A 12,686-nucleotide genomic window follows, 5' to 3' on the forward strand; every position below is an offset into this window, starting at 1 on the left:
CTCTGCCTGAAATAGACGGAGCTACCATAAATCAAGAGCGCGGATTTTAGGCAAGGCAGCCCTTATATGCAAGCAATTAGCACAATTATTAGCCAATTCTTCACTTTTGACGCTGACGAACAACCTCAAACAGACAAATTCCCGCCGCAACGGAAACATTCAGGCTACTGACCGTACCCGCCATGGGTAGCTTGGCCAAATAATCGCAGTTCTCCCGAGTTAAGCGCCGCATACCGGCACCCTCTGCCCCTAGCACCAAGGCGGTCGGGCCACTTAAGTCGCGATCATACAAGGAGGTATCCGCCTCACCCGCCATACCCACAATCCAAATGCCAGCTTGCTGCATTTGTTGAAGACTGCGAGCAAGGTTGGTGACCTGGATAAATGGCACCACGTCGGCAGCACCGCACGCCACTTTAAACACGGTAGCACCTAGCCCGACAGAATTATCACGGGGCGCCACCACGGCAGTTACCCCTGCCGCATCAGCACTGCGCAGGCATGCACCTAAATTATGGGGATCTGTAATTCCATCGAGCACCAATATCAAGGCTGCACTACCTGCCGCCGCCACAAGATCCGGCAAATCCTTTTCTCGAAACTCCGGAGCTGGCTCGACTTGAGCAATCACACCCTGGTGACGCCCTTCGACCATTTTATCCAGCTCTTCCCGCGGCCGCTGCACAACGGCAATTGACGACGACGAGGCCAAACTAAGCACCTCTTGCAAGCGCTTATCCGCTCGCCCATTTTGCACATAAAGATTTTTTACCCGCTCAGGACTGCGCGACAACACCGCCTGCACGGCATGGATACCAAATATTTTTTCAGTCACAACTTTTTACTCTACCGACTGCGACGTTTACTAGATACGCCCGATTTCTTTGCGGTTGCAGACTTACCCGCACCGGTTTTCTTAGCTTTAGTGCTTGCGGCCTGCTTGGGCGCTGGCGTCTTCGCCGCAGCCGTTTTTGGCTTTGCACTCCGACGCTTAGATCCGCTAGATTTGCCAGTCGTAGCCTTTCCGCGACCCGACTTCGCATTCGCAGGAGGCACCAAACCCTTGGCTAAGGCCTCGCGCACGGATGGCTTCTGGCGCTTGGCGGGCTCGCCCGACGGCAGCGCCAGATCAATCTTACGCTGATCGAGATCAACCCCCATCACCTGTACCCGAACGGTATCACCCAATTGGAAAACCCGCCGAGTGCGCTCGCCAATCAAGCGCTGATGCGCCTGATCAAACTGATAGTAGTCCTGCGGCAAAGCTGAAATATGCACCAGGCCTTCTATATATAAGTCTTTAAGTTCGACAAACATCCCAAATCCAGTAACAGCGGCAATGACCCCGTCGAACTCGCTTCCCACATGCTCCTGCAAAAATTCGCACTTTAAAAACGCCATGACATCGCGGCTCGCATCATCCGCTCGGCGCTCTGCCATCGAACAATGCATGCCCTGCGCGACTAAGGCCTCCATATCATAGGGATAGATTTTCTTGCGATTTAATGCCGGCGCACCCTCTACTTTCAGGAAGCACTTAGCCGCCTCACCGCCACCACTACGCACTAAATACCGCAGCGCACGATGCACGAGTAAATCGGGGTAGCGGCGTATTGGAGAAGTAAAATGGGTATAACCAGTATAGTGCAGACCAAAATGCCCCTCGTTGTCAGGCTGATACACCGCCTGGCTCAAAGACCGCAATAACATGGTTTGAATAACAGCCGCATCAGCACGCTCACCCAAGCTAGATAACAGTAGCTGATAGTCTTTCGGACTTGGCTCGGCACCACCGCGCAAACCCAAACCGATTTCTTGCAAAAACTCGCGCATATTAATGAGCTTTTGCTCGGTAGGCCCGCTGTGCACACGATAAAGCGCCTCTAAGCCCGCGCGCTCCAGCGCCTTGGCCGTTGCCACGTTGGCGCACAACATGCACTCTTCGATCAGGCGATGTGCGTCATGGCGACGAATTGGCACAATCGCTTCGATGCGCTTCTCATCGTTGAACACGATACGGGTTTCAACGGTCTCAAAATCGATTGCGCCGCGCTCTGAGCGGGCTTTGCGCAGAGTAAAGTAAAGCTCGTGCAAATCTTTTAAATTGGGCAATAAGTCGCGGTTTTTGCCTGTGTCATAACTAGGGTCAACATCCTTTAACTCCAGTAGAGCGCCAACCTCGTTATACGTTAGTCGAGCATGAGACCGAATAAGCCCCTCATAAAACTGGTAACCGCTCAGCTTACCAGTCGCACTGATGGTCATTTCGCAGACCATGGTTAAGCGGTCTACGTCGGGCTTTAATGAACACAAACCGTTAGACAATGCTTCAGGCAGCATAGGCACAACACGGTCAGGAAAATACACCGACGTCGCACGCTTGTGCGCTTCTTCATCTAATGCCGAACCGACTTGAACATAATGAGAAACATCGGCAATCGCCACCCACAAACGCCAGCCGCCGGATTTTTTCGGCTCACAATACACCGCATCATCAAAGTCGCGCGCATCTTCACCATCAATAGTAACTAAGGGAAGCTCACGCAAATCAACACGATGTTTCTTGTCTTTCGCCAAGGGCTCCGAACCAAAGCGTCGCGCCTCTTCGTCTACTGCCTCCGGCCATTCAAAGGGAATATCATGGCTGCGAATGGCCAACTCAGTTGCCACACCCACGGTGCGGCGATCACCCAATACTTCGGTAATCCGACCGCGAGCCTGCTGGCGCGCACCGGGCTGCTGAGTAATCTCAAGCATAACGTAGTCGCCTTCTTTGGCAGCTCCTACGTCGGCGTCCTCCAAAGCCAGCCAATTCTGAATACGGGTGTTTTCAGGAACCACCTGCGGCAAGCCGCGATGCATCATCAACTTGCCAACCAATTGCTGAGTATTGTGCTCAACAACCTCGATAATCACGCCTTCGCGTCGACCGCGCTGGTCAACACCAGTTACCTCAACCTTGACGATATCACCGTCAAACACTTGCTGCATTTGGCGATTGGCCAAATACACATCTTCATCCTCACCCTCAATGACGACAAAACCAAAGCCATCGCGATGCCCCTGCACTCGACCCAACATGGCATCACCACCACTGATCGCGCGCAAACGGCCGCGCCGCCCTTCAATGATCTGACCGTCTCGGAGCATCGCTTTCACGCGGCGACGCAAGCCCTCCTCCTGATCCTCGCCCTCAACCTCTAGCTGTCGGCGCAGCTGAGACAGGCTCAGGCCATTCTCAACATCTTTCAATTGCTCGAGAATAAACTCACGGCTTGGCACCGGATTATCGTAACGCGAAGCCTCGCGCTCAGCGTGGGGGTCAGGGAGATTGCGGCGTTTTGCCATTCAGTAAAACTTCCTTTGAAAACGGATTTAAAAACATGCTGGGTAGTGTAACGCAACCGTTGACAAAAATACTTTCTATCAGTAAATTGCGCGCCTCGGTATAATAGCCGCTCATCTCCTGCCCAGGTGGTGAAATTGGTAGACACGCCAGCTTCAGGTGCTGGTCCTCGCAAGGGGGTGGAGGTTCAAGTCCTCTCCTGGGCACCATGAACATCTCGCGCTAACCACTAGCTATCGCTACCCTCATTACTCGCCGTTCGACTACTTCTATCAGCTGATAAAACTTTGAACTTGTTAGTGTTTTTTAGTTACCGAGCAGGCTTAACAACTGCGAGTATTGCTAAAATAAGCGGTCGGCTGTCGTAATCAGGGTTTGCTGCTAGCATCAATGCTGCCTCGGTAAAACAGCCCATTAACATTCTTTGCAATAGCACGACATCATTTTCTGAGAGAAGAGGTACTGAGTCACTTTGCTCGAAATACAGAGATAGTTGGTCACGAAATATTTTCGTAACGGCTCTAACAACACTAGTATCTTCCCAGCGCTCGCGCCCCAAAATAATTGGCGCATCGCTTAGCACTATGCGCGCAAAATAAGGTTGCTGAGTCTTCTCGATCAGCATGTCCCAAATTTCTATAAGACTCACTTTCTCGGCTCTTAACCCAATCCCCTCAATCTGTTGAGAAAATTCCAGCTCCATTGCCTCGGTAACAGCCAAAAACAACGACTGCTTGTTTCCAAAATAATGGTAGATCGGCGTAATCGTTAACCCGAGGTCTGCGGCAATATCCTTTAACGATGTATCTGCATAGCCTTTGGAGCCGAAAATACGGCAAGCACTTTCCAACACCTTTATTTGAGTGGTTTCACGGCGCTCCGCTTGAGTTTGTCGCTTCGGCTTCGCTTCAGCGGCGCTGACAGTTGCCTTTTTTTTACTTGATAACTCAGTACTCAAGGGCGCTCTCACTTCATTTGGTCAATCTCAGATTATACCTGAGGTTCAGAGGCATTCTATAAAATTGACTTATATAATATAGTTATATAACATCGATATTGCGTTACGGCCCCTGTCTTTTATCTAGATAAGCCTTTATCACCGACAGAACTAGGCTTAATAATCACAGAGGGCTTATGCAGAGCATTAGCAACCCAGCACTCACCGCATGCAACCTGAATAGCCTTCAACTGAAAAACAGGCTCATCAAGGCAGGGACTTTTGAAAACTTGAGTCCAAATGGGAGGCCAGGTCGGGACTTGCTGAATTTCCATAGTGAGATTGCGCGCGGTGGTGCTGCAATGACGACTATTGGTTATTGCGCGGTCGAAAATGCCGGGCGATTGAATGCCGATATGCTTTGTATGCACGAGGACTACCGTGAGGACATTCGCGATCTTGTTCAGGGAATTCAGGAGCTTGGCTGCAAAGTGTCTGGTCAGATGGGTCACTGTGGCGCCTTCTCTAAAAACCATACCTTGGATGGTCGCCCCAAGGGGCCCCGTGGTGGTTTGAATCTCTTAGGGTTCGCGGAGGGGATGTGGTTTTGCGACGCGATGAAGCTAAGTGATATCGAAAGTCTAGTAAACGCGTATGGCGAAGCGGCGAAATTCATGAAGTCTGTAGGCTTCGACGCCTTAGAAATTCATTTTGGTCATGGCTATGGGCTATGCCAATTTCTCAGCCCACTTACCAATAACCGCAAAGACAACTATGGTGGCTCCGTCGAAAACCGCCTTCGACTTCCACTTAGAGTCCTTGCAGCGGTTAGAGAAGCAGTCGGAGATGATTTCCCAATTATCGGCAAAATTAGCATGTCAGAGGGGCGCCGCGGCGGCATCCGTCTTGAAGATTCAATCGATATTTGCAGAGCGCTCGATAAGGCTGGTATCGACGCGATCATTACTAGCAGCGGAACCAGCACGATGAACCCAATGCTGATGTTCCGCGGTGACAGCATTCTGCCGTCGCTATTGCGATACGAAAAAAATCGATTCATGCGTTTGATATTGCGTCTCATGGGTCGCAAAATGTTTCCTGCCATGCCTTTCCATGACATGTATCTTCTTGAGCACGCAAAGCGCATTCGAAAAGCGGTTAAGTGCAAGATGATCTATATAGGTGGCGCTGTTAGTGGCGAGAATTTTAAGCACATATTAGATGTCGGATTTGATTTTATCCAGTTAGGCCGCAGTCTTTTAGCTGACCCCGACCTTCCGACCAAGCTTGCAGAAAAGCCAGGTTATACAAGCCGGTGTAACCACTGCAACCAATGTGTCGGCACAATCGCAAGCCCACTAGGCATTCACTGTCCTCAGTTTTTTGACGGTGCCAGGTCATGAATATTTTGATTACTGGCGCGTTTGGAAATCTTGGGCAGATGTGTATAGAGAGTGCGCTAGAGCAAGGCTATAAAGTGCGCTGCTTCGATCTCGATAGCCGACTAAATCAAAGACTAAAGAGCCGATATACCAATCGCTGCGAAGTGATCCTTGGTGATATTCGCAATACCAAACTACATTCCAAATTACTGACGGACATTGATGCAGTTATTCATAATGCTTCCCTACTACCGCCGTCATCAGAAACCCAGGCAAAACTAGCAGAAGAAATAAACGTTAACGCAACGAAGGCCCTGATCCGAAGTATGGAGGCCTGCCCGCAACCGCCGAGGTTTGTGTTCCCATCTTCTGTCACAGTGTTTGGAAAATCCTGTCTAGGTGAAAAGGCTAAAACACTTTCAGATAGTGTATTTCCTAGTGACAATTACACGCGTCATAAAATCGAAATCGAACAAGAATTAAGTGCCTCCAGCTTACCATGGGTGATTTTGCGGGTAGGCGTTGCTGTAGATAACCGCACTCTAAAAGCTGACCGAGAAACAATTCGTCAGCTGCTTAAAATACATCCGGAGTCGCCGGTAGAGTTTGTTCATCCTAAAGACGTTGCACTAGCAATGTGTAACGCCGTGAACTCAGCTTCTGCAGACCGTAAAACACTACTCATTGGCGGTGGTAAGGACTGCCAGATTAGTCATTACCGATTTATAAAAACAGTATTTAGCGCGCTTTCTCTGACATTGCCGTACAACACTACTAGCCAAGAAAGCTATTACACCCACTGGATGGATTCGACTGAAGCACAAAAAATACTTAATTTTCAGCGTCACACCTTTGACGACTACGAGCAGGAAATGGCAGATCGAATGCGTTTTATTCGGATTGGGATCTGGCCGCTACGCCCACTTTTAAACCGCCTACTGCCTTACGCGTTGGCAAAAATATAATAAATTGTAAAATAGACTGGTGCATAATGAATATTCATAAAAAACTGCTACTCCCACTATCACTTACTGCAATCGTGACCCCTAGCCACGCGCAGGACAGCAGCGATAACGACAAAGAAAGAGCACGAGGTCAGATAGAAGAGGTTATCGTGACGGCTCGGAAACGAGCTGAAAACATTCAAGAGACGCCAGTAGCTGTCACAGCTATTACCGGTGATTCTTTGCGTGAACAGGGAATTTTAAGTGCGCAAGAGTTGAGTAAATCCGTACCGAGCCTACAGATAAATAATAGCACTTCACCGCAAATTTTTATCCGTGGAATTGGCCAACGCGCCCCGTTTGCGCGCTTTGATCCCTCCGTAAGTGTGTACTTGGACGGGATATTTATTCCCCGCCCAGACGGACAGCTGCTCGACACTATTGATGTTGACAGCGTACAGGTATTGCGTGGTCCCCAGGGCACCTTGTTCGGAAAAAACAATACGGGTGGCGCATTAGTATTCAGTCTAACCAAGCCTAATGAAGAGTTTGGCGGCTATATAGAAAGCAGTCTTGGCAACTACAATGAGCAACGTTTACAAGCAGCCGTTGACTTACCAATTAATGATGAGTTGTTTACGCGGATTTCAGTTAACACTCGTCGTCGCGACGGCTTTTTACAAGACGCGACTGGCCGGGAGAATCAATCGATCGATCGACTCTCCGCAATATTCCAAACTCGCTGGCTCGCTAGCGATGCTCTAACCATAGATAGCTTTACTTTTGCTGGCCGTACCCGCGAAAACTTTCCTTCGTATCATTGCCGCATTGTTAGTGATGATGCGCTATTTGTTAATGGCCTAGGTATTCTTTGGCCTGGTGATACCGACCCAAATAATCCTAGCGCCTATCGCGATAACTGCGAAGCGAACTCACGTGAATCACAAGGCGATCTTCATACCAATCAAGGCGACAGTCAGCGCCAAAACAAAGATCAAGACGAACTTATGTTTGGTCTGACTTTTGATTATCAGCTCAATGAGAATCACAGTGTCAAGTCGATAATCGGTTACCGTGACGCGACCAAATACAATCCCCAAACAACCGCAGATGATGGCGGGCCTGCAGAATTTTTACGCGCAGACCTTCTGGACGATAGCAGCCAAGAATCACTGACTGTAGAACTCCAGTTCAACGGCGTGTTATTCGACAATATTGATTATGCGGCGGGAATCTTTTGGCAAGATGAATATAAGTCGGAACGCTTTAATACCAGCAACCCTTTAGTCGGCGCAGAGCCTATAGCCTTCCTGGGTTTAGCCTCTGGTCAAGCGGGCTTTGATCTTACCGCCGTCACCGATTTACTGAGCAGTCTAACCAGTCTAGTTCCGGGAGGAACGATACCCCTTGTTGCAGGTGCGGCGCCGTTGGCCACTGTTCAGGATTTTGAAATCGACGGCGAAACCTTTGCCGCCTTTTCACAAGCGACTTGGCATATCACCGATAATTTTGAATTGACAGTGGGTGGGCGTTACACCGAGGAAACACGTACTTCATACCTTGAAACCCGCGGCGCAGACCTTGCCGAGGTAACCTCGATTATTAGCAGCGCCGACCCTCGCTTTGTACCCATACTGCCTGATATGGCAGCACTCGCGTTCTTGGGTAGATGGTCACAAGATCCGCTGACAATTGCGAATAATATATTAAAAGAGCGCTTTCCCGGCGATATTCGCGCGCCCCTTGGTGAGGCCCGAATAGACCGTCGAAGCGATACTTTTCGGCAGTTTACTCCTATGGCGTCTGCTGCATACATTCTCCCAGAAGACTTGTTAAATGACAGCCTAATCGATTCGGCAATGGTCTACGCGACCTGGAGCAATGGGTTCAAGTCTGGCTTTCAAGAACCATTTGGTCTTGATGGCCTTACTGTGGTCGAGCCAGAAGAGCTCGAAAATAGAGAGATCGGCTTAAAAATTGACGCTCTACAACGCTCACTGAGAGTGAATATCGCCGCCTATTCGATGACATTTAAAAATATGCATCTGATTACCGTGAATGTTGATTCTAATAACGCATTGGTTGTCGGCTCACAAAACGCAGGGGCGTCAGCCATTGAAGGCGTCGAACTCGAAGTAATGTGGTTTCCGTCGATGAACACGATGATCAATTTCACGTACAGCAATAATAACTATCGCTACGAAGAGTTCATGGACAATGACCTCAAGTCGCTAGCGCTGCGGGGAGAGTTTGTTCCGATTGATCGATCAGACGAGGAATTTGCTGTTTCTCCTGAAGTGACTGCAGCCTTAGGCATTCAGCACACACTGGAAACTGAGTTTGGTCGATTCGTTCCACGCCTGGACGCTAGTTACAAAAGTGATATTTATCTCGGCCTAGACCGCGGAGCTTGGGATGCCTCTAAAAAGGACAAGTCACTTGCTTATGCGGATGCTTACGTTCTATTTGACGCACGGGTTAGCTGGACCGGTGATGATGAAAGCCTGAGTATTGCAGCTTATGTTAAGAACCTCACCGATGAGCGCTACGATATTGGCGCAGTATCAGCTGGAGATAGCATTGGCACCTTCACTAGCGTACTTGGCGATCCACGAACCTACGGTGTCGAGTTACGCAAGACCTTCTAACCCTGTCGTTACATCTTAAAGGTAGCTTTGAGCTAAGTGTGAGGAGCTGCTGTTATTCTATTTGGATTTTTTATGAAGCAACTACGGGGAAAAACCGTCGTTATTACGGGGGCAGCAGGTGGCTTAGGGAGCGCCTTGGCCGAAGCGTTTGTCAATCAAGGCTGCCACCTTGCGTTAATAGATATCAATCAATTGGCTTTAAATACGCTAGCTGAAAAGCTGCAGAAATCTGATTTGCGAATTAGCTGCCATTATGTAGATTTGAGTAAAACAACAGAGATTGACGCCTTACCAGAAGAATTAATGAGCGTTCATTCTTCAATCGATGTGATTGTTAATAACGCTGGAATGACACTACAAAAGAGCGCAGAAAATCATTGCATCGACGACTGGCAGCGGGTGTTCGGTCTTAATTTCTGGTCTGCCGTATTAATGTGTCGGGCGTTGCTTCCATTGTTACGCCAACAAAAGACTGCGCATATTGTGAATCTTTCTAGCATGGCGGCTTTTTACGGTTTGCCAAGTCAGTGCTCATACAGCAGCAGCAAAGCGGCCGTACAGGCGTACAGCGAGTCCTTGCGCGCAGAGCTCAGTGGCGAAGGTATTGGTGTCAGCTGTATATATCCCGGTGCAATACAGACCAATATGATTATGGCGACATTGAGCGAGTCTGATGATTTGGAGCAAGCTCAAAAAAATCTGGCCTTGGCTCAACGCTTTGGGATTTCACCCGATAAGGCGGCGAAGAAAATTTTACGTGGGATCAGGAGAAACTCACCATGCGTAACAATTGGAGCCGACGCAAAACTGTTTAAATTCATCAGCAGAACCTTCCCAGGGTTAACGGCGATGCTGCTAGCCCGAACCTATTCTCGACTTACTAATACTACGCGTCAGTGCAGCCACACAGGCTAAGCCTAGTATTGTATGGCCGTGTTTTGTCATCTGCTCCGAACAGCTATTTCACTGCTTAGTATGCTCTGACCAGTGCCCGGAGCGGGTATGCCTTCACTCCCGAGTACCAAGCAAGGAAAATCGATAGCGCCACCGCTGCTGAATGAACGTTCGCGGGCTAGATCACACACGGACTGCCCAGCTATCACTGCGGCACCTGTCCGGCCGGCAACAGTTCCGGTATCAGCTGCGTGGTCGAAATGGCCGTTACCAATGAAGATGGCTTCGGCTTGCAGTGCGGCCAAATCTTCCCGACTGATTGGAGTTGTGCCCTCTTGAACACCCACACTTTCCCACGCGTCCAGCAGCACCAAATGCCCACCGATTGAGGCAACGTAGCTAGACACGCCACCACCACAGCTTCCGCCTGCATCAAGGCCCAGCATGTCGTCTCAAGCAGCTTGTGCGGCTGCGCTAATCACCGGCCGAGCGGGCAGAGGCACCCAGTTAGCCGGCGCAATATCGCCGCGGTTCTGCGTCGCAGACGAAAGCATTTGAAATGAACTGCTGGATACCAGTTATATCTTCCAACCACGATGTCGACGGGCATCCGGCGAGGGTGTGGAGAGACTAACAATCCACATCACAGATCTTATCTTAGCCCCTACTGGATACAATACTTCTCAGCGCACCTCGCGTATCCAGTTCAACAAAAGCACTGCCGAAACGCTGCGCCAGATTTTGGCAGATCGCGGGACTCTGGTAGTCATCTTCCGCACCGGTGCATATCCAGATTGGAAGACCGTACGCGGGAGAACAGCGGTAATGCAGCCAGGCCTCGTCGAAATCGGGCTTATCCGCCACGCCTACTGTAAGCGAGTCTATATACAACCTTAATAGGTCCTGCTCATGCTCGCAACGATCTTCGACGCTCAACGCACTTACCAGAAAATAGCCAACATCAAAAGACCAATGACCGCGACGAACAACACCCCAGTCGTAAAAACCGAAACCACCATCGGGAAGCAAGTAGGTATTGCCAACGTGAGCATCACCATGCAGCAGTGTCTGCGGGCCTATTGAAAGACTCCGCAAGTACTCCGCCCAAGTATCTACCAGCATCCTGGGACCCGCCTCGACTACCTGCGCTGGCAGCCACTCCAGCAAACGCTTAGTGCCTCGCCCACATCCGTATTTCATCAAAAACGTAAAGGTGCCTGAGGCCTTCCAAGGGCGAACCCAATCAAGCTCTGGATGAGTCTTATTATTCAAGCCCCAAAAGGCGCTATGCATTTTGGCAAGTTCTCTTAATCCGGTGGCAACTTGATCTACGGTCAAAGGCGTCGTTGCATCATTCAGGGTAGCACCCCTGCTACCTACATCTTCCATAACGATGACGTCGTTCATACGCAATTTGTCTACGGCGCCATAATAGAACAATGGATGCTCAAGACAGAGGTCGACACCTGAGTTACAAAGGCTACCTTCTATGTAAGCATTACCTGTCATGGCGTGAAAAAACCTGCGCAGCCAGTTTCCCTTAGTCTTCGCAAACACCGTTTTGGGGCCATCCCCACTGGCATATTCAAGAGCGAATAACGCCCTACTGCTTGTTCCATCGGAGCCACCGATACGATGAAACGCCTTTAATCTGGCTTCGGGATAATCTTTGGCAATGACCTTTTCCATCCAAGCAATGCCGATATTCCATGTTACCGGTACCGCTCGCGTACTGTTATTCATCGTGCTATTCCTTAAAAGCTATAGCGCAGGCGAGCGCCGTACATTTTTGGAAATCCAACCTGACGACTCTCAATGCCCGTCGCTACATAGGTTCCAGAGACATAGGTTAAATACTGCTCATCCAAAATATTTGTACCAAAGAGAGTCAAATCAAAATTGCTACCCAACACACCTAACCAAGAGGCATTAACGTTCAACAAGTTATAATCAGGCAGGACGTCGTGAGGCGTTGAATTTGATGCCGCTGCGCGTTGCTCGCCAGTGTAAGTGTAGGTGACACCCACATCCATTAAACCTATGTCTGCGCTGACGGGAAGCTGGTACTTTAGCGTTGCCACCCAAGAGGATTCAGGCGCGTAAGGAAGTTCATCGCCTTCTGCCGCTATTGGAACAAACGTGGATGCTGCTATTTGACCGGACAAGGGATTGCCTGACGCCTCTGTAACTGCGCGCTCAACATCCGCCGGGTCGACATCGCTCTGCTTTAGCAGCTCGGTATCCAGTTGCGAGTATGAAATGCTCAGACTAAGGGGCTCGAACAGCTGAAAGTAGGCTTCAACTTCAAATCCGTTGATTTCCGCCTCACCCGCGTTAACAATCCCCGTAGTAGGACCGGAACTCGCGGAGTTATAGCCGATTTGAAGTTGCATGTCTTTTAGATCATTGTGGAATACCGCAATATTGACGCGACCAGGCACAGGCCCGCCAAAGGTGGTTTTCGCACCGATTTCATAGGTATCTGTTCGGCGACAATTAGGATGACCGGTTGACGACAACTATCTTGGCCGGTTG

General features: G+C 49.7%; 10 protein-coding genes and 1 tRNA gene. 5 read left to right on the plus strand and 6 right to left on the minus strand.

The features are described 5' to 3' along the window. Nucleotides 1-100 precede the first annotated feature (100 nt). On the minus strand, nucleotides 101-835 hold the full coding sequence (gene rlmB / locus AAC007_RS06425) for a 23S rRNA (guanosine(2251)-2'-O)-methyltransferase RlmB (RefSeq protein ID WP_339675364.1): 735 nt from the start codon (nucleotides 833-835) through the stop codon (nucleotides 101-103). Between the two features lie 11 nt (nucleotides 836-846). Further along, entirely contained in the window at nucleotides 847-3,348 is a 2,502-nt protein-coding gene (gene rnr / locus AAC007_RS06430; RefSeq protein WP_339675365.1) for a ribonuclease R, read from the minus strand. A gap of 120 nt (nucleotides 3,349-3,468) precedes the next feature. Here rnr and AAC007_RS06435 point away from each other — a divergent pair. Next, nucleotides 3,469-3,555 (plus strand) — tRNA-Leu (locus AAC007_RS06435). Between the two features lie 101 nt (nucleotides 3,556-3,656). Here AAC007_RS06435 and AAC007_RS06440 read toward each other — a convergent pair. Beyond that, nucleotides 3,657-4,304, minus strand: a complete 648-nt coding sequence (locus tag AAC007_RS06440) for a TetR/AcrR family transcriptional regulator (protein ID WP_339675367.1) — start codon at nucleotides 4,302-4,304, stop codon at nucleotides 3,657-3,659. A 176-nt stretch (nucleotides 4,305-4,480) separates the two neighbouring features. Here AAC007_RS06440 and AAC007_RS06445 point away from each other — a divergent pair, with 176 nt between their 5' ends. From AAC007_RS06445 to AAC007_RS06460, 4 genes are all read left to right on the plus strand, one after another. Then, on the plus strand, nucleotides 4,481-5,686 hold the full coding sequence (locus tag AAC007_RS06445) for an NADH:flavin oxidoreductase (RefSeq protein WP_339675369.1): 1,206 nt from the start codon (nucleotides 4,481-4,483) through the stop codon (nucleotides 5,684-5,686). Further along, on the plus strand, nucleotides 5,683-6,630 hold the full coding sequence (locus AAC007_RS06450) for an NAD(P)-dependent oxidoreductase (RefSeq protein WP_339675371.1): 948 nt from the start codon (nucleotides 5,683-5,685) through the stop codon (nucleotides 6,628-6,630). Before AAC007_RS06445 ends, AAC007_RS06450 begins: the two co-directional genes overlap by 4 nt. A 26-nt stretch (nucleotides 6,631-6,656) precedes the next feature. Next, complete coding sequence (locus tag AAC007_RS06455) at nucleotides 6,657-9,257, plus strand: TonB-dependent receptor (protein ID WP_339675372.1); 2,601 nt, start codon at nucleotides 6,657-6,659, stop codon at nucleotides 9,255-9,257. A gap of 72 nt (nucleotides 9,258-9,329) precedes the next feature. Beyond that, nucleotides 9,330-10,172 carry an SDR family NAD(P)-dependent oxidoreductase gene (locus tag AAC007_RS06460; protein ID WP_339675374.1) on the plus strand — a complete coding sequence of 281 codons (843 nt, stop codon included), beginning with the start codon at nucleotides 9,330-9,332 and terminating at the stop codon, nucleotides 10,170-10,172. A gap of 26 nt (nucleotides 10,173-10,198) precedes the next feature. Here AAC007_RS06460 and AAC007_RS06465 read toward each other — a convergent pair whose 3' ends face one another. The 3 genes from AAC007_RS06465 to AAC007_RS06475 all read right to left on the minus strand — a co-directional run bounded on the left by AAC007_RS06465 (nucleotide 10,199) and on the right by AAC007_RS06475 (nucleotide 12,670). After that, complete coding sequence (locus tag AAC007_RS06465) at nucleotides 10,199-10,597, minus strand: hypothetical protein (RefSeq protein WP_339675376.1); 399 nt, start codon at nucleotides 10,595-10,597, stop codon at nucleotides 10,199-10,201. A gap of 211 nt (nucleotides 10,598-10,808) precedes the next feature. Then, the gene (locus tag AAC007_RS06470; protein WP_339675379.1) at nucleotides 10,809-11,894 is read right to left on the minus strand and encodes a phosphotransferase; all 1,086 of its coding nucleotides are present in this window, start codon (nucleotides 11,892-11,894) and stop codon (nucleotides 10,809-10,811) included. Nucleotides 11,895-11,905: 11 nt separating this feature from the next. Next, entirely contained in the window at nucleotides 11,906-12,670 is a 765-nt protein-coding gene (locus AAC007_RS06475) for a TonB-dependent receptor (RefSeq protein WP_339675381.1), read from the minus strand. Nucleotides 12,671-12,686 lie beyond the last annotated feature (16 nt).

It is taken from the genome of uncultured Zhongshania sp. (assembly GCF_963975605.1).
Lineage (GTDB): Bacteria > Pseudomonadota > Gammaproteobacteria > Pseudomonadales > Spongiibacteraceae > Spongiibacter > Spongiibacter aquimaris.

Bases quoted from the DNA above. Each gene is read 5' to 3' on its own strand.
- rnr (WP_339675365.1), bottom strand. From the start codon at position 3,348: ATGGCAAAACGCCGCAATCTCCCTGACCCCCACGCTGAGCGCGAGGCT.
- AAC007_RS06445 (WP_339675369.1), top strand. From the start codon at position 4,481: ATGCAGAGCATTAGCAACCCAGCACTCACCGCATGCAACCTGAATAGC.
- AAC007_RS06450 (WP_339675371.1), top strand. From the start codon at position 5,683: ATGAATATTTTGATTACTGGCGCGTTTGGAAATCTTGGGCAGATGTGT.
- AAC007_RS06455 (WP_339675372.1), top strand. From the start codon at position 6,657: ATGAATATTCATAAAAAACTGCTACTCCCACTATCACTTACTGCAATC.
- AAC007_RS06460 (WP_339675374.1), top strand. From the start codon at position 9,330: ATGAAGCAACTACGGGGAAAAACCGTCGTTATTACGGGGGCAGCAGGT.
- AAC007_RS06465 (WP_339675376.1), bottom strand. From the start codon at position 10,597: ATGCTGGGCCTTGATGCAGGCGGAAGCTGTGGTGGTGGCGTGTCTAGC.
- AAC007_RS06470 (WP_339675379.1), bottom strand. From the start codon at position 11,894: ATGAATAACAGTACGCGAGCGGTACCGGTAACATGGAATATCGGCATT.